The organism is Demequina sp., assembly GCF_016278775.1.
GTDB lineage: Bacteria > Actinomycetota > Actinomycetes > Actinomycetales > Demequinaceae > Demequina.
In genome coordinates this window covers 1-24,336 of record NZ_JADQBF010000023.1, presented here as the reverse complement: position 1 = coordinate 24,336, position 24,336 = coordinate 1, and the positions used below count along the sequence as shown (strand labels likewise).

Genomic DNA, 24,336 nt, shown 5'->3' with positions numbered 1-24,336 from the left:
TTCATAGACCGGACGACGCTCGGTCATCAGTGCCAGCCACTTCTGACGAGGATTGCCCAACAACAGGGGTCTGGTCACGTTGAGACCCACGCGCGGCACTGCCGCGGTGAGGCTCACATCGAGAAAGGCCACCGCTCCCCCGGCCTGCACATATTGCTGCAGCAGCGCCTGAGTATCCGCGTCGATCGGCGCCCCTCCCCCAAGGCTCAGCACGCCGTCGTGTTCGACCAACGCCTTCGCCACCGCGAGGCGCTCCAGCTCGCGAAAGCGCTCCTCGCCTTCCGACACGAAGATGTCGGACACCGAACGGCCAGCAGCGGCCTCGACGTCGGCATCGGTGTCGCGCAGCGTGGTACCCAGCAGCCGCGCCACGCGGGCGCCGACGGAGGACTTGCCGGAGCCAGGGGGGCCGATGAGGACGACGACGGGCGGCATCAGCGCAACGTGTCAGGGATGGCGGCCTTGTAGGCCTCGATGTTGCGCCTGACCTCGTTCACCGAGTCGCCGCCAAACTTCTCCAGCACGGCGTCAGCCAGGGTCAGCGCGACCATCGCTTGCGCGACCACAGCAGCTGGAGCGACCGCGCACACGTCCGAACGCTGGTGGATGGCCTTCGCTGGCTCCCCTGTGGCCGTGTCGATCGTGTCAAGGGCGCGCGGGACGGTGCTGATGGGCTTCATGGCGGCGCGCACCCGCAACGGCTCCGCGTTGGACATTCCGCCTTCGATACCACCTGCACGATTGGTGCGCCTCGTGACACCGCCCTCGACGTACTCGATTTCATCGTGGGCGACTGAGCCCCGTCGCGCTGCCGTGGCGAAGCCGTCGCCGATCTCCACACCCTTAATCGCCTGGATGCCCATGAGCGCGGCCGCGAGCCGCGCGTCGAGGCGACGATCCCAGTGGACGTGCGATCCGAGGCCGACGGGTACGCCATACGCAACTACTTCGACGACGCCGCCGAGCGTGTCCCCAGACTTCTGGCAGTCGTCAATCTCTTCGACCATCGCGGCAGAGGTCTGGGAGTGGAAGCAGCGGATGGGACCGGCGTCGAGCGCTGGGGTATCGCCCACAGTGGGGAGCGGCGCGTCGTCTGGGACGCGCACGGGGCCCACCTGCAGCGTGTGGGCGACCAGGGTGATGCCGGCAGCCTGCTCGAGGAACGCCTCGGCGACGGCGCCAAGCGCCACTCGCGCCGCCGTTTCGCGCGCCGATGCTCGCTCCAACACCGGCCTGGCGTCGTCAAGCCCGTACTTGGTCATCCCCACGAGGTCCGCGTGGCCGGGGCGTGGCCGCGTGAGGGACTGAGCCCGCCCGCCCTTCAGTAGCTCGGGATCCACCGGGTCGGCCGACATCACGGTCTCCCACTTGGGCCACTCGGTGTTGCCCACCATCACCGCGACTGGTCCGCCTTGGCTCACGCCGTGGCGAACGCCACCAAGAAGTGTCACTTCATCCTGTTCAAACGACATCCGCGCGCCGCGCCCGTAACCCAGGCGCCGGCGCGCGAGCGCCGCCTGGATCTCGGCAGAGGTGACCTCAACGCCTGCCGGAAGACCCTCTAGGGTTCCAACAAGCGCAGGGCCATGGGATTCGCCAGCGGTCAACCATCGAAGCATGGGTCACATTGTTCCACGGCGAGCCCTCGAAGCCGCGCAAGGCCACTCACGCCCGAGATGCCCGTATCCGTCGACCTACGACGCACCCGATTGCGGCTCGGCACCGTCTCCCGGCACGAAGGGCGCGCCCTGGGCGCCAATCGGGCCAGGCCAGGGCTCGTCTTCGACGGCCGTGGACGGGTTCAGGTAATAGAACGCCCCCGTGACGTTCACGATGACGTCCCCGTCTTTGGCGTCCGCTACGCCGGTGACCGCAGGGGCTCCCTCATTGCGAGCAGTGATCGTCAGGTCGTGCACAAGGAAGAGTTGCTGCTCGCTGTCCTGAAGACGTGCTAGCAATTGCTCCGCCTCCGCGTAGGTGCCGGTGGCCAAGATACTGATCGGCGTGCCAAACAGCGAGTCGACAAGCGGCCCCGCGGCACGCGTTGCAGAGACCGGCGGAACATAGTCCCCGGCTTCGTTCAGCGTCAGCTCCTCTGCGTCGGAAGCGGGAGGCTCGATGCCCGCAATCGGCACGGGGCCCGTCTGGAACAACCTGGCTATGGCACTCGAGGTGAGGCCGCGCGTCTCCACCTCCCAGCCCTCCACAGGGAAGGACGCTCCGAACTCCAGGTTGGAGATCTCCATCTTGCTGCCACTGATCGACGTCAGAACGCGCGACCGCATGGCCTGGACGTCCACTTCCGACGGAAGATTCTGAGCAATCGTCTCCGACAGGTCGATCCCGTCTTCGAAACTCGCCTCATACTCGCTCAGCTTTGTGGTCTCTTCGACAATGGTGGCGGTGTTGGCTTCCACCTTGTCTCGAGTGGAGCGCAAGTCGCTCGCTGTCGACAACTGCGGCGAGATGAGCACAAACCACCCGACCACAAGGATCACCACGATGCCAAGCACCGTGAGTGCGGCGATCGGAGCATATTTGGAGTTCATCGCTTAGCCCTCACCCTCGGCCGACGGTTCAGTAGATGGGCTCGGCTCCTCGGCCTGCGCGTCCTCGGCCGCCTCTAGTTCTGCCGCCGAGGGAATGGTCACCAGCGACAAGACGTCGAGTCCGCCCAAGACGTCCTCCGTCAGGAACCTGTTCGTCAGCGCGGTCTCGGTGATCACGGCGGTGCCGGAGATTCTCCAGTAGATCTCGCCTGACACGCCCGTAAACGACTCTGAGCTAGCACGCACACCGGCGATTCCGGGAACGGCCTCCATGCGCGCGATCAGTTCGGAAGCTTGGGCAGGACTGCTCGCACGGGCTTCAAACATCACCAAGCCGACACCGTTGCCCACCAGAAGGTCACCACTCGGGCCGGGCACACCAACCGCGTTGGGGCCTGTGAGGGAGATGGACTCAAAACTGGAGGTGGCCCCCGTTGCGGTATTGGCGAAGGCGAAGGCAAGGTCAGAGTATGACACTTCGGCCCAGCCCGCTTGGGCGAGAGCGAGCTCTTGCTGTTCGCGTTCCACGTAGTCGAAGTACACGGGCACCATCTTGTCCCGCTTGACCAAGGTGGAGTATTGCTCCGTGGCGGCGTCGTCGAGTTCTCGTTGTGCAACGGCCTTGACGCCTAGGGCGGTGAGATACCCCAGCGCCACGACCCCCAACGTGACAAGCAGCGCCACGATGGCAACCAGGCGCACGGCCCGCATCGTCTTGCGCTCGGCGATCTCCTTGGGAACGAGGTTGACGGATGCGAGCGCAGGTGCCCCGTACTTCAGCGCAGTCTGGTTCATTTCTGACCCCCCATCGCAAGACCAATGACGGTGGCGAGCTCTGCCTCACGTCCTTGCAGGGCGCCTCGGTCGACCTTCCTGCCAATTCGCATGGAGGCGAGCGGGTCGCCAATACTGACAGGTAGCCGAGTCGCGCTCGACAACGCCTGTCCGAAGCCGCGAACGTATGCGCCGCCGCCCGTCAATACGATCCGGTCCACCCCCGAACCCGGGTTGGAACTCGACACGTAGACCAGGGTGTTGCGGATCGCTTCAACGAGAGGCATCAGCGCATGCGCGGCCGCTTCGGCCACGGTTCTAGCATTGCCGGACGTGTTGAGGTCCATTCCGTATTCGCGCTTCAATGCCTCCACGTCGGCCGTCTGTCCCTTGAGCGCGTTGGCGATCGCACGGTTTGCGTCGCTGCTCGACTGCGGCAACACGCGGATGAGAGTTGGCACGCCCATTTGGGACACCGTCAACAGGGTTCGCGACGCACCCACATCCACAAACGCGATGGTGTGTTCCATGAAGGCGCCTCGGCAGCCTCCGCGCCACAGACCGAGCGCCGCATGGTCGATTCCGGTGACCCTGACTCCTGCGGTGTCGAGGACGCTCACGATCTCCCGCACAAGCTCACGCGACGAGGCAACGAGCAAGCCGCGCAGCGTCAGTCCCGCCTGTGCCTGATATTCGGACGTCGGATAGAAGTCGAGCACCGCGTCTTCCGGAGCCATCGGAAGTTGGTCTTGAGCGTTGAGTGCCAGCGACTCTCGCACCTTGTCCATGTTCTGCGCTGGCACGTCGATCTCGCGAACCACCACACTCGGATGTCCGAGGCCGACGATCACCCGTTTCGAGGAGGGCTTCGCAATCGACACCGCTTGGCGGATCACCGAGGCGAGGGCTGCCGGTTCCTCGATCACGCCGTCGCGGATCACTCCCGGCGGAACGGGACGCTGGGCATAGGAATGCAGAGTCGCTCCGTCGCGCGGATCCGCGCCATTGGCAAGTTCGACATCCGCAACACGCACGGTCGCACCGATGTCGATTGCTACTGACCTTGTGCCCACAGTGTCCCCTTCGTCACGTTCCGTCTGACCTATCGGCATGCACCGCCACGAACTCAAGCATTACGCGCCAAGCATTGTCGCGAGATACCAGTCCCACACCGGCTCGCCCCAGATCACCCCGGTCCACGCCCCTGCGAGCATCCACGGGCCAAAGGGGATTCGGACCTTTCGGGCCCTGCCCGTCGCGATCATCACGACGACGCCGACGAGCGCGCCCCACAGGAAGCCGGCAAACGTTCCGACCACAACGGGACCCCATCCGAACACCCCGAGGATCGCGCCGATGACGGGCGCCAGCTGAACGTCACCGAAGCCCAGCCCGCTGGGATAGATCAGGTGAGCGGTCAGATACAGCAATCCAACAGCCAGTGCTCCCAGCAGCGCCCTCAGCGCAATGCCCCAGGAGTCGGTGAAGCCGGAACCCAGCGCGATCACCACCGCCGTGGTGATGGCCAGAGGGCCCACGATGGCGCTGGGCAGCCGACCCACGTCAAGGTCGATCGCAGCCAGGATGATCGAGAAGATGGCGAATACGAGCAACAAGAGCGTGACCCACCGCAACCCGGAGAGGCCGACGATCAGGGCGAACGCGACACCCGCTGTCAGTTCGACCACGGGGTAACGGATGCTGATTGGTTCACGGCAGGATGCACACTTGCCGCGCAACCACAGCCATCCGAGCACCGGGACGTTGTGTCGTGCGTGTATGGGGGTCTCGCACTGCGGGCAACGGCTGCGCGGCTTCACTACGGACATCCCCGCGGGAACCCGGTAGATCACCACGTTGGCGAACGACCCCAACAAAAGTCCGAGCACGAAGGCGAGGACGGTGAAAGCAACGATCATCCGCTCCGCCGGATGTAGTTCACCTCGAAGTTCGAGAAGTCGTCCGAAGCAGAGACATCGCCCACCCGGCGGAAGTCAAGATAGAAGCCGCTCGTGAAATTGGCGCTACAGGAGTAGACCTGCCCGCCAAAGTGGAAGTCACTGCGGCCAGATTCCAGCATCCCTGCGGTGTAGGCCAGAATCGCGATCTCGGGATCCTGGTTCCACGCGCCCGAACTGAACTTGAAGCCACCGTTGGAGGCGCTTGGTGACGGCACGGACGCCGGGCATTCCGTGAAGCCGGCCGGGGCGGGGTCGATCAGGTACAGGCTGTGCGGCTGCCCGTCGGTGGAGTTGATCGTGATGTTGCCGTTGCCGTAGAAGTAGTGGGCGTAGATGGCCAGGTCAGCCGACATATTGATGGTGAGGCCGCCGTAGTCGCCAAGGAGCAGCCCATTGCTGCACTCCGGGGTGGTGTCGATCACCGTGTTGGTGGTCACATCAATGACGCCCTTGCCATTCCACGGGTGGTTTCTGCACTGCCCGCTGCTGATGCGACGCCCGTCGGGCACCGATCCGGGATCGACGCCATCCATCGTGTCCCACTCCATCGGCGACCACGATGCCCAGGGGTCAGAAGACGTGGTCAGCGCCACATACTCCTTGTCCGTATTCACTGTCAGGCCGGGCACGCGCATCTCGACGCGGGAACCGGTGTCGGAGCAGTCGTATCCGAGCCATCCGGAGTACCCGCTCCAATCCGTGTTGGGAGCGTGCTGCGGGTAACTGCAGTACGCGTGCATCAGGCCGCCGACGCGCACAGTGCCAGCAACGTTGATGTACTGGTTGTCATTGGACATCCCAAAGTCGCCGTAGTCCTGCCAGTCCCCCGAGCGGACATTGCCCACCACGTACAGGTCTCCACCGACATTGGGCTGGGCGCCGGGACTCACGGGATAGGTCAGGTTGCCGCCCACATAGACGTCGCCGGTGACCCTGCACGTGCTCTGCGTCCACTTGGCATCGCCAGCCACCACCAGCGAACCCTCGATCGTCACGCCGGACGGGCAATAGAAGTCGCCCACGGTGAACACGTTGGCGTCATCGTCAGCGGCCAGGATGCCTGCGATTCCCGCGGATCCGACATACACATCGCCGCGCACCGCGTCCTCGAACAGCGGCGCGGACTCGTGCTTGATCCACTCAGCCTCGAGCGTCTCGATGTCTCCCGTGTCCTTGCCGTTGATTCCGGACTTCTCCGCGTACCCCGTTGACACAATCTTGAAGGCATAGTCGTCAGGGTCGGGGCAGCCCGCGACATACGCCGACGTGGCGTCGGCCTTGGTGTACACGACGCCCTCGAACGCTGGCGTTGCGCCGGTCATGTCGAATACACCTGAAGAGGTGGCGGTCGCGCAGTCTTCGTTCATGACTGCGGCGCCTGCAAAGTCGATTCCCGCCTCCGCCGCAGCGACCGACTGCACCGATGCTCGGGTCTGGGTGGTGAAGCTGATGCCAAAGACTGCGGCTGACACGAGAGTGACCAATACGATCCCCATCAGCAACATCATGCCGAGCACCATCACGAGCGCCATGCCAGCGTCGTCTCTGTTCGTAGCGCGCCTTAGAAACATGTCCCGCTCCCATCAGATGACTGCGGACGTTGCACGATCGTGGTGTCAATGACGGTGCTTCGGCCCCACGCGTCGGGCGTGCCCGTCAGGCGGATCCTCACCGTCTGGTCGTCAACGGCCGTGAATGCGGTCGAGGCCACGACGCCGTCCGCGTACAGCGGCCATAGCCTGGCCGTCCCGGCACTGGCCCCTGCCGTGTTGCCCGCACCGGTGCCGCGATGCAAAGTGTTGTTGGTGGAGTCGACATACCAGCCGTGGCACTGGAATCCTCCGGTCTCGGGGTCCCCGACCCAGGTGCGGGTCCGCAGCAGCGCGCCGCCTTCCGTCACCGAGAATGCCGACGAGTAGCGCACGTCGTGATCGAGCGCGGTTGCGGCGTTCTGGAGATTGCCGCTGTTGTACGTCGTCTCGGTCACGTTGAGCTGACTCCTGTATCCATTCCACACGAGCATCACGACCATCGTGCCGACGATTCCGAACAGCACCATGTACACGATGAGTTCCACCAGGGTGAAGCCCTCGTCGTCACGCTGCACGCGTCTCATCTCAGTCTCCGAACCCGGGAACCGCGATGAGCGTGGTGGCTTGCGCGGCATCGGGGTTGTTCGGAGCGGTCGACACCACGTCGACGTTGAAGCTGATCACATCGACAGTGGACCCGTCACAGAAGGAGTCGAGCAACCCGTCACTGTCGGCATCGCCTGCGCCGCCTGCGGGGCTTACCACATAGGAGGACGCCGTCGCGGCCGATGGCGTTTGGTTCACCGTGAACTCGACCCCACGGGCGTCGTCGTACGTGGGGATCGGTGCGCGCAAGAAATCGTGGAAGTCGCTACAAGAGCCATTCGCGGCTCGTGCGAGTTCGATGCGTTCGTTTGCCACCTGAGAGGCGGTGGCGATGATGGTGGCGCGCGCAGAAACTTGCAACGCAAGGATGATCGGCGGCACAAGCGCCACGGCCAAGATGCCAAAGAGCAGGATCGCCACAAGAGCCTCGGCGATGCCGAAGCCTGCGTCGTCGCCCGCCTTCGCTCTCACGCCGCTCCCTTCGGTCGCGCGTGTTGCGCGGTACACCCCGCCATCAAGGCCCGGGCGCACCGCGCAACCGCAACGTCATACTTCGTGCCAAACAGTTCAGACTACTAGCAGGTCGCCGTGGTCAGGTTGCCCGTCTGGTTGATGCTGAAGGTCTTCTGTGAACCGTTCGGGTTGGTCGCCTGGATGCAGAAGGACTCCGCGCCGACGCTGACGGTCGCAGCGACAAAGGAGGTTCCGGGAGACTTGTCGAACCACGAGAGGTCGACAGAAGCCAACTCGGGGTCTTCGACCATCTGGCTGGCAAGCTCGATCTGCGCGTTCTTCAGGTCGGACTTGGTGGCGGCGTCCTTGGCCTTCGCCTGCTGGTTCAGGTACAGCGGAATGGCGATGGCGGCGAGGATGCCGATGATGATGATGACGACGAGGAGTTCGACGAGGGTGAAGCCCTCTTCCTTCTCCTCGAGACGCTTACGAATCTTTGCGAGCATGTCGTGCCTTTCTCATTGTTAGGGTCAAAGCCCCGAACGTGATCCGGGGCCGTTCGCCGCCTCACGGATGAGACGGCGCACGTTGTGTGTGCAAATGTGAAGTTTTACCCGATCAAGTCGAATACCTTGAAAATCGGCATATACAGCGCAATCACCATGCCACCGATCAAAGTACCCAGCACGGCTATCATGATTGGCTCGATGAGCGAGGTCAACTGCTCTGTGGTGGATTCCACTTCTTGATCGTAGAAGTCGGCGATCTTGTCAAGCATGACGTCGAGGGCGCCGGTGTCCTCTCCCACCGCCATCATCTGCACCACCATGGGAGGAAAGACGGGGTGCTGCGCGAGAGGCCCGGCCAACGATTGCCCGCGTCGCACCGAATCCTGTACCGCGCTCGTCGCCTTTTCAATCACCACGTTTCCTGAGGCCTGGCCCACAATGTCGAGGGCCTGCAAGATGGGGACGCCAGCCCTCACCATAGCGCCAAAGTTTCGTGTGAAGCGGGCCAATGCGATCTTTCGCATGAGCAGCCCAAACACTGGCATCTTCAACTTGATGGGATCCACTCGCGCCCGGATCTCGTAGCGGTTCTTGTTGCGGCCCCACCACACGGCGAACAGAATGGCTCCGACGACAAAGAACGGCGACCCGAACTTGAGAATGGTCGACAAGGTCACGAGCACCTGGGTCGCGAACGGCAACTCGCCCCCAAGATTGTCGAACATCCCCGCGAAGACGGGCACGATGAAGAGCAACATCGCCGACACGCCCAGAATCGCGATGAAGAACACGACCACGGGGTAGGTCATGGCGGACTTGATCTTGCCGCGGAGTGCCACCTCGTTTTCGAAGTTCGCCGCGATCGACAGCAGAGCGTCGTCGAGGAAGCCGCCCACCTCCCCCGCCTTGACCATGTTGATCATGATCGGCGGGAAGACGTTTGGGTGCTTGCTCAGCGACTTCGAGAAACTCTGACCCGCTTCGACGTCGCCCCTGACCTCCCCGAGCACCTTCGCGAGCGGCTTGCTCTCCGTCTGTTCGGCAAGAATCATGAGCGCCCTCAACAATGACAACCCTGAACTGATCATGGTGGCGAGCTGCCGGGCCATGATCGCGATGTCCTTCAGCGTGATCTTGTTGCTCAGGCCCGGGATCGAGATTTCCTTGTTCAGTCCCTTGCCGCCCGTCTCCGCCACATGCAGCGGAGTCAGTCCTTTGTCCCTCAGGCGAGCAGCAACCGTCGTCTCTGAGGGCGCCTCCATCGTGCTCTTCTGCACCTTGCCAGAAGCGTCACGGGCAGTGAACTCGTACTTCTTGGTGGGAGTTGCCATGGCGTCAGACCTCCGAACCTAGTTGGCGGCTCTGCCGCAGAGGCGCTTGAACTCTTCGACACTGTGGCACATCTCGACCGCGGCCTCGTAGGCCACCGTGCCGTTCTTCACCAGTTCCGCGAGGTGCTGATCCATGGTCTGCATGCCAAGACTCGCACCCGCTTGCAACGCGGTGTAGATCTGGTGACTCTTGCCTTCCCTGATGAGATTGCGAATAGCTGGCGTGGCGATGAGCACCTCGACTGCGGCGGCTCGCCCCGGTCCGTCTGCCCGCCTCATGAGCGTCTGGCACACGATGCCCTGAACGGCCGTCGCGAGTTGCGTGCGGATCTGACCCTGCTGGCCGGAGGGGAACACGTCGATGATGCGGTCGATAGTCTGCGCGGAATCCTGCGTGTGCAGCGTGGCGAACACCAAGTGCCCTGTCTCCGCCGCTGTCAACGCGACCTGGATGGTCTCGAGGTCGCGCATCTCGCCAATGAGGATGATGTCTGGGTCTTGCCTCAAGACGTGACGCAACGCGGCCTGGAAGGAGTGAGTGTCGGAGCCCACCTCGCGTTGGTTGACCAGGCTCCGCTTGTGACGGTGAAGAAACTCGATGGGGTCTTCCACCGTCATGATGTGCGCGCTCCGCGACCGGTTGGCGAGATCGACAAGCGACGCGAGAGTGGTCGACTTGCCTGATCCGGTGGGCCCTGTCACCAGCACCAGACCGCGCGGGAGGGCCGCGAAAGCGGATACCGACGGTGGGATACCGAGAGCCTCCAGCGGCTTGATCTCGTAGGGAATGACCCGGAACGCGGCGCCGAGTGAGTCCCTCTGCCGATAGATGTTGACACGGAAGCGGGCCTCGCCCACGAGCGCGTGGGAGAAGTCGAGTTCGAAGTCCTCCTCGAACTTCTCGCGTTGCTTCTGGGTGAGCATCGAATACAGCGAGCGCTGCAGGCTGTCGGGCTTGAGCACCTCAAAACCGGGCAAGGCGGCCAGCTGGCCGTCGAGGCGCACCATAGGCGGGGCGCCCGTGGTCAGGTGAAGGTCGGATGCGCCGGTACGCAGCATCGCCCTCAACGCATTTGCCACGTCCAGATCGCCCGGCTGCGCCTCTTGCGCCATGCCGACGCGCTGCTGCTTGGCTGGGGAATTGATCCCTGGAACGTCTGAGGGCTGTTGGGTGGGCGTCGGCGGACCGGGCATGATCGGGCCGGTGTCGTTGCGCGGCGCGGGAGCACCACCGGGAGAGGTGGCCGGGGCTCCGTAGCCCTGCGGAACCGGTCCCTGAGGTGCCTGGTGCGGAACGCCGGCAGGTGGTCCTTGGCGAGGAATGTCGCCGCTCGGGACCGGGCTCTGCCGGGGCGCTGATGGCGCGGCATACTCGTCCCGTTGTGATGGGTCGAAGTGCGTATTCATCGGGCATAGCCTCCTGGCTTCGTTGGCGGTTTGCTCATCACTTCGCGACCCTCAGCAATTCCTCAAGGGACGTGAGCCCCGCTTGAACCTTGGCCCAACCATCCATCAGCAAAGTCTCCATGCCATTGGTGACGGCCACCCGCCCGATCTCAGCGGAGGACGACCGTGCCACCGCAAGCCGCTCCAAGTCCTCGTCCACCACCATAATCTCGTGCAGGGCAAGGCGGCCGCGGTAACCGGTCTGCGAGCAGTGCGAACACCCGATGGGCACCGACAGCGTCGTCTCGACACCGTCGACGAACGGTCTGATCTTGTCCGGCAGCTGGCTCGTGGGGAACGCCTGGTCCTCTTGGCAGTTGGTGCACAGGCGACGGGCGAGCCGCTGCGCGACGACACAGTCGACAGCCGATCCCACAAGGAACGGCTCCACATCCATCTCGATGAGCCGCGTCACCGCTGAAGGCGCATCGTTGGTGTGGAGGGTCGACAGGACCAGGTGGCCCGTCAGGGCGGCCTCGATCGCGATCTGGGCGGTCTCTTTGTCGCGAATCTCGCCCACCAGCACCACGTCAGGGTCCGCACGAAGAATCGACCTGAGGGCCGCTGCGAACGTCAGCCCCGCCTTGGGGTTCACTTGCACCTGATTGATACCAGGGATCCGATACTCGACGGGGTCCTCGACGGTAATGACGTTGATCTCCGGGCGCGCAATCTGGTTGAGCGTCGCGTACAGGGTGGTCGACTTTCCGGAACCCGTGGGGCCCGTCACCAGAATCATGCCGTAGGGCTTGGTAAATGACTTGCGGTAACGGAACGAGTTCGACTCGCTGAGGCCAAGGTCCTCAAGATCGAGAGCCGCGGTCGTGTTGTCGAGGATACGCATGACCACCTTCTCGCCCCACACCGTGGGAAGAGTGGCGACACGGAGGTCAATCTTGCGACCCTGGTGGGTGACGGACAGGCGACCATCCTGGGGCTTGCGACGCTCGGCGATGTCGATGTCGCTCATGATCTTGAGGCGGGACACCACACCAGCGGCCGAGGCTCTCGGGGCTCGTTGCATCTCGTGCAACACGCCATCGATGCGATACCGGATGGCCATGTCCTTCTCGCCAGGCTCGATGTGAATGTCGGAAGCCCTGTCCAAGATCGCCTGGGTGATGAGCAGGTTGACGAACCGCACGATGGGCGCGTCGTCTTCCACGGAGCTTGATAGCCCGCTGAGATCGCCAGCCATGTCTCCGACCTCGCCAAGCTCCTCTTGGAGCTCGTCGAGTTCGGTATCGGCGCGGCAATAGCGATCGATCGCGCCAGCCACGTCGTCATGAGTGGCGATGACGGGGACGACTTGCATGCGCGAAGCCGAACGGAAATCGTCCACGGCAACGACGTTGCTCGGGTTCGCCATGGCCAGCTTGAGAACATCGCCATCGCGCGCGATGGGCAGAGCGTTGTGACGTCGGCACAAGACTGCGGGGACCAAGGCCACCGCGGATTGGTCAACCGCGTAGGAACTCAGGTCCACGAACTCCATGCCCACTTGCTGCGCCAGCGAGCGCACCAACTGAGACTCGGTGATCAGGCCAAGCTCCACGAGGGTGCGGCCCAGCGTCTGACCCCTGCTGCGCTGCTCATCGATGGCGTCCATCAACTGGTGCTCGGTCACAGCACCTTCTGCGATGAGAATCTCACCTAGTTGTCGCACTCGGTCTCCCGGCCCGTTAGTCGCCCCCGAAACTCAGGAGCCGAACATAACATCGGCAGCGACCTTAGGTGAAGGCGTTATGACGTAGTCAACACCCTGTTCAGAGCCGCCTCCATGGCCCCCATGGGTGCGTTCAGTCCGGTCATCAGGCGCACTTGCTCGCCCGCCTGATGCAGCAACATCCGCACGCCTGAGATGGTCGCCCCTCCCCCTTGGGACCAGGACTGCGCCAGTGGAGTCACCAGCGGCGAGTACACGACATCCAGCAGATGCCCCTGCGTGGTCGCCTGGGCCGCGCGAAGCCGGCCACCCAGTGCGGCGCCAGCCTCGACGGGAACGGTCGACACCACGACGTCCGCTTGCTCAAGTGCTTCGATCGCTTCTGAAGAGTCAAGGTCAACAAATCGAGGTTGCACGCCCATCTTGGAAGCCGCGCGCATGAGCGCACCGGCCCTCGCCCTGCTTCTCACGATGACGCGAGGACGCACGGCGCCGATGGAGCCGAAGGCGGCAATTGCTGAGGTGGCGGTCGCACCTGCCCCCACCACCACGGCGCTTGTGCACCGCGAGACGCCGACCTCGGCGAAAGCCGCAGTCACCCCATGAATGTCGGTGTTGGCCCCCACCCACTGTCGATACTCGCCCACACCGGACGGGACGAGGGTGTTGACGGTGCCCACAAGCCTCGCTTGAGGTTCCACGAAGTCGGCCAGGCGCGCGGCCTCGGCCTTGAGTGGCATTGTCAGTGATAGCCCTGCCCATGCGTCATCCAAACCGGCGAGGAATCCCTCCAGGCCAGCCTGGTCCACCTCAATTGCTTCGTACTCCCAACCGATCCCCAGCGCTTTGTAGGCCGCCGTATGGAGCACAGGCGACAGGGAGTGCGACACCGGGGAACCGAGAACCGCCGCCCGGCGTCGCACCGTCCGTCCTACGTGTTGTCTGCGATCCACTGTTGGAGTATCTGGGTGTTCTTGAGGTGCTCGTCGTACGTCTCTGCGTAGCGCGTTTCCCTCGACTCGAGGTTGACGGTGACGTAGAACACGTAGTTGTGGCTGGCCGGAGCGACGGCTGCCTCGATCGAAGCCTCTCCTGAGCCCGAGATCGGACCTGGCGGGAGCCCCGTATACATGTACGTGTTGTATGGCGAGTCGACCTTCTTGTCGTCGGCGCTGACGAACGGGCCGTCTGACGGGGCGATGTACTTCACCGTCGCGTCCAGTTCGAGCTTCATTTCCCGATCAAGGCGGTTGTAGATCACGCCGGAGATGAGCGGCCGGTCCACGTCGAGACCCGCCTCCATCTCAATGAGCGAGGCAATCGTCAGGATCCGCAAGCGGTCTTCTGGAGCAACGCCGTGGCTGTCGAGCACCTCGATGGTGGTGGCGATCATCTTTCGCAGCATGTCGGACGGCGTCACGCCAGGGTTGAAGTTGTACGTCGACGGGAACAGCCATCCCTCAAGATTGCCGTTCGCCTCCGGGGGAAGGCCCAAAGCCTCGGTGTCCTCCGCCGCAGCCTCGACCTCTTCTATCGAGTAGCCCGTCAGCGAGGCGATCTTGTCGTAGTAGTAATCGAGGGACTTGCCTTCGACCATGGTGACCTTGCGCAGGTCACGATTGTTCGGGTCGAGCAGAGCGAGTAGGGCGTACTCTGCCTTCATTTCCCGTGACATGAAGTAGAAGCCCGGCTTGATCCCAGAGGAGTCTGGGTTGGCCCGTGCTGCGGAGATGAAGGCCTGCTCGGAGGCAATGACACCTGAACTGTAGAGCGTCGCCGCGATCTCCTCGCCCGTGTCACCGGACTCGATGACCACCTGGACGACGCCTTGGCCCAGACCGTCGTAGTCGGCGATCTCCGTGCTGTCGCGCTCGAAGGTGGTGGTCACAAAGTTGTACGCGTACGAACCGGCAATAGCCACGACCACCAAGCCGATGGAGATCAAGACGAGCGCCCACTTGCGTCGCCTCGCGCGGCGCTGGAGTCGCTGCACCCGACGCAAGTCCAACGACGTCGTCGTTGTCGCCTCGGCTTCGAACAGGTCAGTCATGGTTCTCCTCGCGGGCCACCGTTGTGGCCACTGTACCCAGATTCCCCCGCCTCGCAGCATCCAAGACTGTATCGAGGATAACGACGGCGGCGGCCTGGTCAATAGTCGATCGTTGGCTCTTCGAGTTTCGGCCGGCCTCGCGCATTGAGCGCGACGCGGACGTCGTCGACAGCCTCTCGTCCACCAAACGGACGGGAATGTCGACGCGTTCCGCGATCAGCGAGGCGAATGCTCGCGCGTCCGCAGCCGAGATGCCCTCGCTGCCTGACAGGTGTCGCGGCAACCCGACGTAGATTTCGATGGCATCGCGTTCCGCCGCGATCGCGGCTACTCTGGCGGCCGACTCTCCGAGGCGATCAACCGTTTCTACGGGGAAGGCCATGATGCCGTCGGGATCGCTCGCTGCGACGCCAACACGGACAGTACCCACGTCGACGCCGATGCGCGCTCCCCTAACCACGCCCGCCCACTGATGCGGCAATCGCGTCAAGCGCCGAAGGAATCGCCATCGAATCTTGGCCGCCTCCCTGGGCGAGGTCTGGCTTGCCGCCGCCACCGCCTCCGAGTGCCTGCGAGGCGATCTTGACCAGGTCCCCTGCACGCAACCCCGCATCCCTCGCGGGGGCATTGGTGGCGACGACGATCGAGGGCTTGCCATCGATATCTGCCGCCAACGCGACCACGACGGGTTGGCCGTCGCCCAGTCTGGCGCGCACATCGAGCGCGAGGGCACGCAGGTCTTCGGCGCTGCCAGCGTCGGAGACCGCGAGGCTGGCGAGGCGGATTCCGGAGACGTCTGAGGCATCGCCCGCTATTCCGGCAGCTGCCGCAAGGAGTGCCCGTTGACGCATTCCTGCGAGCTCCTTCTCGACGTGGGCGAGCCGCTCCACCAAGGAGTGCACTCTGCCGGCAAGCTCGTGGGGCTGCGTCTTGAGCGACGCGGTCAACTCGCTGACGATGGACCGCTCGGCAGCAAGGTGGCTGAAGGCATCGGCGCCCACGAGCGCCTCGATGCGGCGCGCGCCCGAGCCCACAGATCCCTCGCCGGTCACCGTGAGCAGTCCGACCTGGCCCGAGTTATCCACGTGAGTTCCCGCACACAGCTCGCGAGAGAACGGCCCACCGATCTCGACCACGCGTACGCGGTCCCCGTACTTCTCCCCGAACAGGGCCATGGCGCCAAGCGCCTTCGCCTCGTCGAGAGACATGATGTTGGTGTCGACCGGGAGCTCCTCGCGGATGGCGCGGTTGGCAATGTCCTCAATCTCACTTCTGGCCGCACCAGAGACGCCTTGTGTCCACGAGAAGTCGAGGCGCATGTAGCCGGGCTTGTTGTAAGAACCCGCCTGGTTGGCCTGCTTGCCGAGCACCTCGTGCAGGGCTGAGTGGATGAGGTGGGTTGCCGAGTGCGCCTTCGAGGCGAGCCTGCGGTTGAGCGGGTCAACCTCGGCTGACACGACGTCGCCTATAGCGATGGTGCCCTCTTCGACCTTCACCGAATGGACGATGACGTCCTTGATCGGACGCTGCACGTCCATCACGTCGAGGGTCGCATTCGAGCCACGGATCTCACCGGTGTCCGCGTCTTGACCGCCGGACTCGGGGTAGAAGGGAGTCTCGGCAAGGATCAGCTCGACCGACTCGCCCACCGAAGCGGCGGGCACGCCCACACCGTCCTTGATGAGGGCGACCACCGTGGACTGCACCTGAAGCTCGTCGTAACCGCGGAACACGGAAGGTGTCTTGGCGGCAATCTCTTGGTAGGCGCCAAAGTCACCGTGGGCGCCCTTCTTGGCCTTGGCGTCGGCACGTGCGCGGTCGCGCTGCTCCTGCATGAGCGAGCGGAAAGCGCCCTCGTCAACCGTGAGGCCCTGCTCGGACGCCATTTCAAGCGTCAGGTCAATCGGGAAGCCGTACGTGTCGTGCAGCGTGAACGCCTCCTTGCCACCCAAGACTCGTCCGCCAGCGGACTTTGCCTTGGCGGCGGCGTCATCAAAGAGCGAGGTGCCTTGCGTGAGGGTGCGCGCAAAGGCCTCCTCTTCTGCGCTCGCAACGGCCGCGATGTGGTCAATGACCTTGTCGAGCTCGGGGTACGACGCCCGCATCGCCTCGTAGCTGGTCGTGATCAAAGCGACGAGCGAGGGTTCGGTGACGCCCAGCAGCCGCATGGACCGGACGGAACGGCGCAAGAGACGCCTCAGGACGTAGCCACGACCCTCGTTGCCTGGCGTCACGCCGTCGCCGATCAGCATGAGCGACGACCGCACGTGGTCTGCGATCACACGGAAGCGAACGTCGTCGTCGCCGTCTGTGCCGTACGTGCGCCCCGAGAGTTCCTCTGCCTTGGCGATCACGGGGAAGACCTCGTCGATCTCGAAGAAGTTCTCCACGCCCTGTTTGAGGAACGCGATGCGTTCCAAGCCTGCGCCGGTGTCGATGGCCTTCTGGTCGAGCTCACGGATGAGCGGGTAGTCCTTGCCGGAGCCGGGTCCCCGCAGGAACTGGTCGAACACCAGGTTCCAGATCTCGAGGTAACGGTCACCGCCGGGGTCGACAGTGCCACCCACCGCCTCTGGCCCGTAGGCGGGGCCCCTGTCGTAGTGCCATTCGGCGCAGGGGCCAGCGGGACCCGGCTGACCGGTGTCCCAGAAGTTCTCTTCACGCGTCAGGCGCACAATGTGGTCAGGGTTGACGCCCACGTCGGTGAGGTACCCGTAGGCGTCGTCGTCCTTCTCCCAGATGGTGACCCAGAAGCGGTCCGGTTCGAGGCCGAGCTTGCCCTCAGACTCCGGACCAGTCAGGAAGTCCCACGCGAGTTGAATCGCGCCTTCCTTGAAGTAGTCGCCAAACGAGAAGTTGCCCAACATCTGGAAGAACGACCCGTGGCGGGTGGTCTTGCCGACCTCTTCGATGTCCTTGGTGCGAATGCACTTCTGCACGGTGGCAATGCGCGGGTGCGGCGACGTCTCTGACCCGATGATGTACGGGATGAACGGCACCATCCCCGCCACGGTGAACAGCAGCGACGGGTCGGGAGATATCAGCGACGCCGAGGGCACGACGGCGTGACCCTGGGACTCGAAATACTCGAGCCAGCGCTTGCTGATTTCCGCGGTACGCATCACTACCTCCACACGAGACAACGACGCCGGGCCCCGACTTGTGCCATGGGCCCGGCGGACGTTGGTTCAGGTCTGCAAAGAGACTAGTGCGTCTTAGCGCGCGTAGTACTCAACGACCAACTGCACTTCGCAGATGACCGGAACCTCGGCGCGCTTGGGCCGACGCACCAACTGAGCCGTCAGCTTCTCGAGCTGAACGTCCAGGTAGTCGGGCACCTCTGGCAGGACGTCACGGTGTGCGCCTGCTGCCGCGGCCATGTAGGGCTCCATGGTGACGGCCTTGGCCTTGACCTGGAGGGTCTGGCCTGGCGACACCCGGAACGACGGCCGGTCGACGATCTTGCCGTCGACGAGGATGTGGCGGTGCAACACCGTCTGGCGGGCCTGCAGGATGGTGCGGGCGAATCCGGCGCGAAGCACGAGCGCGTCGAGTCGCATCTCGAGCAACTCGACGAAGGCCTCACCGGTCAGGCCTGCCTCCTTGCGAGCCTCTTCGAACGTGCGCGCCATCTGCTTCTCTCGCAGGCCGTACTGGGCGCGAAGACGCTGCTTCTCGCGCAGACGGACGGCGTAGTCGCTTTCCTTGCGGCGTGCGGTACGGCCGTGCTCGCCTGGCGGGTAGGGACGCTTCTCAAAGTGCTTGACTGCCTTGGGGGTGAGCGCAATACCGAGAGCGCGGGACAGGCGCACCTGGCGGCGCGCGCGTTGAACCTGAGTCATTACTTTCCTTAAGTGTGGGCGTGTCGAGACACGCCAGAGCCGTTCACTATCTGTGATGTCGCGGCGACAGCAGCCAACCGTCCGCGAGGGCAGACGCCAATGATAGCAAGAACTGGCGGAAAGTCAGTTCTCGCGCCCCAGGAGCCTGCGCAGCGTGGCAAGCCGCTCCGTGATCGAGCGTTCGTTCCCGTGCTCCGTGGGCCGGTAGTACCGAGAACCGGCCAGCGAGTCCGGCAGATACTCCTGCGCTGCGACACCGTGTGCGGCATCGTGGGAGTACTGGTATCCCTTGCCGTGGCCGAGTCCTTCTGCTCCCGCGTAGTGGGCGTCCCTCAAGTGGGAGGGGACGACGCCGGCCTTCCCCGCGCGCACGTCGGCGATGGCCGCGTCGATCGCCAGGTACGACCGGTTGGACTTTGGCGCCAACGCGAGATACGCCGTGGCCTCCCCTAGCGGGATGCGTCCCTCCGGCATGCCGATGAAGCTCACGGCATCGGCCGCCGCCTGGGCGATGAGCAGCGCCTGAGGATCCGCAAGACCGACATCTTCAGAGGCAAGGATGACGAGCCTGCGTGCGATGAAGCGGGGGTCCTCCCCCGCCACCACCATGCGAGCCAAGTAGTGCAGGGAGGCGTCGACGTCCGATCCCCTCACCGACTTGATGAAGGCGCTGATCACGTCGTAGTGCTGGTCGCCGGACTTGTCGTAAGCGACGAGCGCCGCGTCCATGGCCGATTCGGTCACCGCCGCCGTGATGACCCCGTCATTGTCCGCCGCCGCTTCTGCCACCGACTCGAGCAAGGTGAGTGCCTTGCGGGCGTCTGCGCCAGCCACCCGCACCATGTGCGCCCTGGCGTCGGCGTCCACAGTGACGTCGCCGCCCAGGCCGCGCGGATCCGCCATGGCCCGATCGAGGAGCGCGCCGATGTCGGCGTCCGTGAGCGGCTTCAGTGTCAACAACAGGGACCGAGACAGCAGCGGACCCACCACGGAGAACGATGGGTTCTCTGTGGTGGCGCCGATGAGGGTAATCCAGCGGTTCTCCACGGCGGGCAGGAGCACGTCCTGCTGACTGCGCGTGAAGCGGTGGATCTCGTCAATGAAGACGACGGTCTCCCGCTCCCCCGTGGCGAGTCGCCGCTTGCTGTCCTCGATGATGGCTCGCACGTCCTTGACGCCAGCGGTCACCGCGCTGAGCTCGATGAATCTGCGCTTGCCTGCCACCAGGTACGCGAGGGTCGTCTTGCCCGTCCCAGGCGGACCCCACAGGATCACGCTCGTGGCGGGAGTGCTGTGACCGATGAGACGCGCGAGCGGCGCGCCCTCCCCTAGCAAGTGAGACTGGCCCACGACCTCGTCGAGAGTCAGGGGCCGCATCCGCACGGCGAGCGGCGCCGACGCGCTTGGAGCGGGCACGCCGGTGCCGTCCATCCTGGCGGCGTCGAAGAGGTCCACGGACTCCACTGTAGGTGGCGGGTATGACTGCGCGGTCGCCCGCGGAACGCGCTCGGGTGTGCCCTACGATGGCTGACGTGTTCGCCGCCATCGCCCACGCCGTCGCCCGCCATCCCGTCGTCACCATCGTGGCGTGGATCCTTGCCGCCGCTGCCATGCTCGCACTCTCGTTGCTGGGAGTCGGCGACGGCAACCTCTACGAACGCACCGAGACCGGTGTGCCGACGGTCAAGAGCGCCGATTCGACGTTTGTGTACGAGTTCATGCAGGAGGCCGCACCCGCCGACACGGGGCCGCAACTCTCGTTCCTGGTTCAGGGTGTTGACGCTACTGAGACCGACACCCAGACGGCGGTCACGGACGCCGCCACGCAGGTGGCCACGGGTCAGCGCGTGGGCGCGGTGACCACGCCATACGGCACGATCCCCGGCCCCGCAATCGGGGAGTTGCGCGCCGACGGTCGTGACCCGGCCGCCGCGCCCGGCGCCAACCCGCTCGTCGGGTCCGACGGCCGGTCGCTGCTGGTGATCGTCGCGTACGCACCCCTCGACGACGATCCCCTGCCGACGCACCGTGCGGCTACCCAGGTGTTCACCGATGCCTATCAGGGCGAGGGCGACGTGCTCGTCTACTCCGACCCCCTCCTGTACGACGACTTCACCAGCCAAATGCAGGCCGATCTCGTGACGGGTGAAGCGGTCGCCTTGCCCGTCGCGCTGCTCGTGATGGTGCTGGTGTTCGGCGGCTTCCTCGCGGCCTCCGCGCCGCTCGTTGGCGCCCTCGCGTCGATCGCCGGGGGCTGGGCGGTTCTCTTTGCGTTCTCGTATCCCATCGCTTTGGATGAGTCCGCCATCAACGTGGTGACTGTCCTTGGAATCGGCCTGTCGATCGACTACGGCCTGCTCATCGTCTCGCGCTATCGGGAGGAACTCGCCGCCCGGGGGAACGACGCGACGCACGAGGCTCGCGCCGAGTCGCTCGTGGCGACCCTCACCACAGCCGGTCGCACCGTGTTCTTCTCGTCCGTGACCGTGGCCATCTCGGTAGGCGGCATGCTCGTCTTTGGGGCCGAACTGATCCGTGGCATCGGCGGCGCCGCTCTGGGCGTCGTGGTGATGGCCCTCGCTGCCGCCCTCACTCTGGTGCCTGCGGTCGTGTACCTCTATGGCGATCGCATGGCGCGCGTCTCCGTGCTACACCAGGTGCCCGTGCTGCGCGCCATACTGCGGCGCACTGCTGACGTGCAATCCGAGCACGGCTTCTTTGAGCGTCTGGCTCGCACCGTCCAGCGCCGTCCGTGGGTGGTGGTCGGCGCCGTGACCGCTTTGCTGGTGGTGTTGGCGAGCCCGTTGGCCAACGTCGCGGTGCGCAACTCCCAAGAGGAGCTGCTCCCCGCATCGAACGAGAGCCGTCAGTTCATCGAGGTGTTCGACGCGCATTACCCCGCGCTGGCAGAGCCGGACATTCAGGTGGTCGCCGATGCGACCGCAGCCGAGTTGGACAGGTGGTTGGCGCAGGTTTCAGCACTTGAGGGGGTGGTGCGCGTGACCCCGGCACAGCCGGGCCCCGATGGAATGGCCATGGCTGGCATCGTCACCGCCCACTCCGACGAGGCGAGCGAGGAGGGGACTTCGCTCCTGCGCGACGTGCGGGCGCTCGACGCGCCGTTCGTGGTGTACCTCGGGGGCCAGGCAGCCATCCAGGTGGATTTTGTCGACTCGCTGTCTCAAGGAGCCCCCTGGGCCGTGGGACTTGTGGTGCTCGCAACCTTCATCTTGCTGTTTCTCATGACGGGGTCCCTGTTGGTGCCGGTCAAGACGCTCGTGATCAACGGGCTGTCACTGGCCGCGAGCGTGGGCATCGTCTCCTGGATCTTCGTGGACGGAAATCTTGAGGGGCTACTCGACTTCACCTCGACCGGCGGAATCGAGACGTACGTGTTGGTGCTCATCATCGCCTTCGGTTTTGGTCTGGCGATGGACTACGAGGTGTTCCTCCTCGCGCGCATCAAGGAGCAAGTAGACGCAGGCGAAAGCAATGATGTGGCGGTGCGCAAGGGCTTGCAGCGTTCGGGGCGCATCATCACGTCTGCCGCAGCCGTCATCATCATCGTGTTCCTTGGCTTCGCGAGCGGCTCGATGCTCGTGATCAAGGAGGTCGGCATCGGCTTGGCCATTGCAGTCTTGCTCGACGCCACCCTTGTCAGGATGCTGCTGGTGCCCGCGACAATGACCCTGTTGGGCGACTGGAATTGGTGGGCCCCCGCTCCCCTGCGCCGCCTCTACGGCCGCTCGGGAATCTCGCACTGATACACCTCCCGTGACTGGCGGTGCGCCTTGCTCGCTCGCTATTGCAATAGTTCTTTCGAAAGAGTACTTTCAACACTATGCGCGACGACTCCCGCCCACCTGACAACTCTCCGCGACCCCCGTGGCCCGTGCGCCGCATCGACGACCCCAAAGAGCTGCGCGCCCTCGCACACCCCGTCCGATTCGCTCTCCTCGACCTGCTCGCCGAGGGACCCCTCACGGCGAGCCAGTGCGCCGAGCGGTTGGGCGAGTCTCCAGCCAACTGCTCCTACCACCTCAGGCAATTGGCAAAGTTCGCTCATGTCCACCGCGTGGAGGGCGGGCGAGGCAGGGAGCGCTACTGGGCCTCCCGCGACGAGGGCATCTTCATCGCCGACGACGGCCCAGGGGGCGAGGCCGCCGCACGGGCCGTGGGCGAAGCCGTCGACGACTACCGCATGGCCGCGTGGCGCTCATTCGTCGCAAGAAGGGGCCATGAGCCCGAGCCGTGGAAGGCGGCATCGCTTTCCACGGACTTGGTGAGTTGGCTCACGCCCGAAGAACTGGCGCGTGTCACCCAGGGGATCTACGACCTCTTCGCACCGTTCACTGGCCGCGACTCGGCGCTCGACACCCGACCGGACGGCGCCCGAGCAGTGAGGTTCTTCGCCTACGCCTTCCCTGGCGCTCCGGCGGCCCCTTCGGACATGGACGCATGAACCTCTCACAGATCCGCCGCCGCTTCGTCATGCTGACCGCCTTGCGGTGGCTGCCCACGGGGCTCACCGTCCCGGCGCTCGTGCTGATCGGTCAGGCGCGTGGCCTTTCGCTCGGGCAGATAGGCATGACGGCGGCGATCTACGGCGCAACCACCATGGCGTTCGAACTGCCGACCGGCGGGCTTTCCGATGTGGTGGGACGCCGGCCCGTCCTGGTCGCTGCCGCACTGATGTCGGTCGCGGCGGCCATCGTCACAGCACTCGGCACGTCCTTCGCCGTGCTTGCCGCAGCCGCCGCAATCCGTGGCCTCGCACGCGCCCTGGACTCAGGGCCCTTGCAGTCCTGGTACGTGGATCGGTCACGCGAGATCTCTGTCGATGCCCCCATTCGCGGCGGGCTGTCCCAGGCGGCGGCAGGCGAATCGATCGCCTTGGCCATCGGCACCATCGGCGCCGGCAGCGTCCTGACGCTCACGCGGCTACCGGCGAGCGATGCCCCGCTCATCGCACTGTCTACCCCGTTCCTCGTCGCCGCCGTCGCGGCGCTCATCCAGGCGGGCCTCGTCATGGCCTGGGTGACGGAGCCCCGGCGCTCCGTCGCGCTCCGCCTTGGAGAAGTCGCCAAAGCCGTGCCGTCAACGATCGCCGCGGGCGTGCGGCTCGCGGCAACGCACCCCATGCTGCGACGCCTCCTGATGGTCATTGCGGCGGTGGGAGTGGCGCTCGCAGGAATGGAGTTGCTCATGCCAGCGCACCTCGCGGAGGTGCTCGGCTCCAGGAGATCGGCCGGAGCGACCTACGCGCTGCTAGCGACGCTCGGCTTTGCAGGCTCAGCCCTGGGGTCCGCAATGGCTCCCCTGGCTACCCGCGTACTCCGCTCTCCGTCACGCGTGGCGCTCGTCGGATCCGTTGGTGCCGCCTGCGCGCTCGCGGCCGCTGGCGTCTCTGCCCTAGCCGTGATCGCTGTCGTGTACGTGGCGTTCTACGTGCTGCTCGGGCTTGGCTCCCCGCTCCTCGACGAACTGACGCACGAGGCCGTGACGTCCCGAGAGCGCGCCACGATGCTGTCCGTCAACTCGATGGCGCTTCAACTCGCTGGCATCGGGGTCGGACTCACGCTGGGTCTCCTCACGAGCGCCACCACCCCCGGCGGCG

The 24,336-nt window shown here is 64.8% G+C and carries 22 protein-coding genes; 3 read left to right on the top strand and 19 right to left on the bottom strand.

The genetic code is table 11. The features are described from left to right. From QZZ33_RS03665 to QZZ33_RS03575, 19 genes are all read right to left on the bottom strand, one after another. Window positions 1–435, bottom strand: a 435-nt coding sequence (locus QZZ33_RS03665; RefSeq protein WP_291378283.1) for a shikimate kinase, incomplete at its 3' end; no start/stop codon positions are given. Continuing rightward, window positions 435–1,619: a chorismate synthase gene (aroC, locus tag QZZ33_RS03660; RefSeq protein WP_291378282.1), complete on the bottom strand. Its 1,185-nt coding sequence runs from the start codon at window positions 1,617–1,619 to the stop codon at window positions 435–437. The genes aroC and QZZ33_RS03665, both read right to left, overlap by 1 nt. A 75-nt stretch (window positions 1,620–1,694) precedes the next feature. After that, window positions 1,695–2,549, bottom strand: a complete 855-nt coding sequence (locus QZZ33_RS03655) for a hypothetical protein (protein ID WP_291378281.1) — start codon at window positions 2,547–2,549, stop codon at window positions 1,695–1,697. Between the two features lie 3 nt (window positions 2,550–2,552). Further along, window positions 2,553–3,344, bottom strand: coding sequence for a hypothetical protein (locus tag QZZ33_RS03650; RefSeq protein WP_291378280.1), 792 nt, complete (start codon window positions 3,342–3,344; stop codon window positions 2,553–2,555). Continuing rightward, the gene (gene pilM, locus QZZ33_RS03645; protein ID WP_291378279.1) at window positions 3,341–4,396 is read right to left on the bottom strand and encodes a pilus assembly protein PilM; all 1,056 of its coding nucleotides are present in this window, start codon (window positions 4,394–4,396) and stop codon (window positions 3,341–3,343) included. The genes QZZ33_RS03650 and pilM overlap by 4 nt, the downstream gene beginning before the upstream one ends. Before the next feature lie 60 nt (window positions 4,397–4,456). Then, on the bottom strand, window positions 4,457–5,242 hold the full coding sequence (locus QZZ33_RS03640; protein WP_291378278.1) for an A24 family peptidase: 786 nt from the start codon (window positions 5,240–5,242) through the stop codon (window positions 4,457–4,459). After that, entirely contained in the window at window positions 5,239–6,855 is a 1,617-nt protein-coding gene (locus QZZ33_RS03635) for a hypothetical protein (RefSeq protein ID WP_291378277.1), read from the bottom strand. Before QZZ33_RS03635 ends, QZZ33_RS03640 begins: the two co-directional genes overlap by 4 nt. Beyond that, window positions 6,846–7,400 (bottom strand): prepilin-type N-terminal cleavage/methylation domain-containing protein, encoded by a 555-nt coding sequence (locus QZZ33_RS03630; protein WP_291378276.1) that lies wholly within the window; start codon window positions 7,398–7,400, stop codon window positions 6,846–6,848. The genes QZZ33_RS03635 and QZZ33_RS03630 overlap by 10 nt, the downstream gene beginning before the upstream one ends. A gap of 1 nt (window position 7,401) precedes the next feature. Next, window positions 7,402–7,893 carry a type II secretion system protein gene (locus tag QZZ33_RS03625; protein WP_291378274.1) on the bottom strand — a complete coding sequence of 164 codons (492 nt, stop codon included), beginning with the start codon at window positions 7,891–7,893 and terminating at the stop codon, window positions 7,402–7,404. 104 nt (window positions 7,894–7,997) lie between these two features. Beyond that, complete coding sequence (locus QZZ33_RS12510) at window positions 7,998–8,381, bottom strand: prepilin-type N-terminal cleavage/methylation domain-containing protein (protein ID WP_366475538.1); 384 nt, start codon at window positions 8,379–8,381, stop codon at window positions 7,998–8,000. A 104-nt stretch (window positions 8,382–8,485) separates the two neighbouring features. Then, window positions 8,486–9,715: a type II secretion system F family protein gene (locus QZZ33_RS03615; RefSeq protein ID WP_291378272.1), complete on the bottom strand. Its 1,230-nt coding sequence runs from the start codon at window positions 9,713–9,715 to the stop codon at window positions 8,486–8,488. Between the two features lie 18 nt (window positions 9,716–9,733). Further along, window positions 9,734–10,909 (bottom strand): type IV pilus twitching motility protein PilT, encoded by a 1,176-nt coding sequence (locus QZZ33_RS03610; protein WP_291378270.1) that lies wholly within the window; start codon window positions 10,907–10,909, stop codon window positions 9,734–9,736. 250 nt (window positions 10,910–11,159) lie between these two features. Further along, the gene (locus QZZ33_RS03605; RefSeq protein ID WP_291378268.1) at window positions 11,160–12,827 is read right to left on the bottom strand and encodes an ATPase, T2SS/T4P/T4SS family; all 1,668 of its coding nucleotides are present in this window, start codon (window positions 12,825–12,827) and stop codon (window positions 11,160–11,162) included. 77 nt (window positions 12,828–12,904) lie between these two features. Further along, on the bottom strand, window positions 12,905–13,750 hold the full coding sequence (locus tag QZZ33_RS03600) for a shikimate dehydrogenase (RefSeq protein ID WP_291378266.1): 846 nt from the start codon (window positions 13,748–13,750) through the stop codon (window positions 12,905–12,907). A gap of 8 nt (window positions 13,751–13,758) precedes the next feature. Then, window positions 13,759–14,877, bottom strand: coding sequence for an endolytic transglycosylase MltG (gene mltG / locus QZZ33_RS03595; RefSeq protein ID WP_291378264.1), 1,119 nt, complete (start codon window positions 14,875–14,877; stop codon window positions 13,759–13,761). Further along, the gene (gene ruvX / locus QZZ33_RS03590) at window positions 14,870–15,307 is read right to left on the bottom strand and encodes a Holliday junction resolvase RuvX (RefSeq protein ID WP_291378262.1); all 438 of its coding nucleotides are present in this window, start codon (window positions 15,305–15,307) and stop codon (window positions 14,870–14,872) included. The genes mltG and ruvX overlap by 8 nt, the downstream gene beginning before the upstream one ends. A 22-nt stretch (window positions 15,308–15,329) precedes the next feature. Further along, window positions 15,330–17,999, bottom strand: a complete 2,670-nt coding sequence (gene alaS, locus QZZ33_RS03585; protein WP_291378260.1) for an alanine--tRNA ligase — start codon at window positions 17,997–17,999, stop codon at window positions 15,330–15,332. A gap of 93 nt (window positions 18,000–18,092) precedes the next feature. Then, window positions 18,093–18,719 carry a 30S ribosomal protein S4 gene (rpsD, locus tag QZZ33_RS03580; RefSeq protein WP_291378258.1) on the bottom strand — a complete coding sequence of 209 codons (627 nt, stop codon included), beginning with the start codon at window positions 18,717–18,719 and terminating at the stop codon, window positions 18,093–18,095. Between the two features lie 123 nt (window positions 18,720–18,842). After that, window positions 18,843–20,174, bottom strand: a complete 1,332-nt coding sequence (locus QZZ33_RS03575; RefSeq protein WP_291378257.1) for a replication-associated recombination protein A — start codon at window positions 20,172–20,174, stop codon at window positions 18,843–18,845. A gap of 68 nt (window positions 20,175–20,242) precedes the next feature. Here QZZ33_RS03575 and QZZ33_RS03570 point away from each other — a divergent pair, with 68 nt between their 5' ends. The 3 genes from QZZ33_RS03570 to QZZ33_RS03560 all read left to right on the top strand — a co-directional run. Next, window positions 20,243–22,483 carry an MMPL family transporter gene (locus QZZ33_RS03570; RefSeq protein WP_291378255.1) on the top strand — a complete coding sequence of 747 codons (2,241 nt, stop codon included), beginning with the start codon at window positions 20,243–20,245 and terminating at the stop codon, window positions 22,481–22,483. A gap of 77 nt (window positions 22,484–22,560) precedes the next feature. Beyond that, window positions 22,561–23,181, top strand: coding sequence for a helix-turn-helix domain-containing protein (locus QZZ33_RS03565; RefSeq protein WP_291378253.1), 621 nt, complete (start codon window positions 22,561–22,563; stop codon window positions 23,179–23,181). Continuing rightward, a partial coding sequence (locus tag QZZ33_RS03560; RefSeq protein ID WP_291378252.1) for an MFS transporter occupies window positions 23,178–24,336 on the top strand: 1,159 nt, incomplete at its 3' end. The genes QZZ33_RS03565 and QZZ33_RS03560, both read left to right, overlap by 4 nt.

Excerpts from the sequence above, each read along its gene's own strand:
- aroC (WP_291378282.1), bottom strand. The coding sequence starts at position 1,619 with ATGCTTCGATGGTTGACCGCTGGCGAATCCCATGGCCCTGCGCTTGTT.
- QZZ33_RS03655 (WP_291378281.1), bottom strand. The coding sequence starts at position 2,549 with ATGAACTCCAAATATGCTCCGATCGCCGCACTCACGGTGCTTGGCATC.
- QZZ33_RS03650 (WP_291378280.1), bottom strand. The coding sequence starts at position 3,344 with ATGAACCAGACTGCGCTGAAGTACGGGGCACCTGCGCTCGCATCCGTC.
- QZZ33_RS03640 (WP_291378278.1), bottom strand. The coding sequence starts at position 5,242 with ATGATCGTTGCTTTCACCGTCCTCGCCTTCGTGCTCGGACTTTTGTTG.
- QZZ33_RS03635 (WP_291378277.1), bottom strand. The coding sequence starts at position 6,855 with ATGTTTCTAAGGCGCGCTACGAACAGAGACGACGCTGGCATGGCGCTC.
- QZZ33_RS03630 (WP_291378276.1), bottom strand. The coding sequence starts at position 7,400 with ATGAGACGCGTGCAGCGTGACGACGAGGGCTTCACCCTGGTGGAACTC.
- QZZ33_RS12510 (WP_366475538.1), bottom strand. The coding sequence starts at position 8,381 with ATGCTCGCAAAGATTCGTAAGCGTCTCGAGGAGAAGGAAGAGGGCTTC.
- QZZ33_RS03615 (WP_291378272.1), bottom strand. The coding sequence starts at position 9,715 with ATGGCAACTCCCACCAAGAAGTACGAGTTCACTGCCCGTGACGCTTCT.
- QZZ33_RS03610 (WP_291378270.1), bottom strand. The coding sequence starts at position 10,909 with ATGCCCGGTCCGCCGACGCCCACCCAACAGCCCTCAGACGTTCCAGGG.
- mltG (WP_291378264.1), bottom strand. The coding sequence starts at position 14,877 with ATGACTGACCTGTTCGAAGCCGAGGCGACAACGACGACGTCGTTGGAC.
- alaS (WP_291378260.1), bottom strand. The coding sequence starts at position 17,999 with ATGCGTACCGCGGAAATCAGCAAGCGCTGGCTCGAGTATTTCGAGTCC.
- rpsD (WP_291378258.1), bottom strand. The coding sequence starts at position 18,719 with ATGACTCAGGTTCAACGCGCGCGCCGCCAGGTGCGCCTGTCCCGCGCT.
- QZZ33_RS03570 (WP_291378255.1), top strand. The coding sequence starts at position 20,243 with ATGGCTGACGTGTTCGCCGCCATCGCCCACGCCGTCGCCCGCCATCCC.
- QZZ33_RS03565 (WP_291378253.1), top strand. The coding sequence starts at position 22,561 with ATGCGCGACGACTCCCGCCCACCTGACAACTCTCCGCGACCCCCGTGG.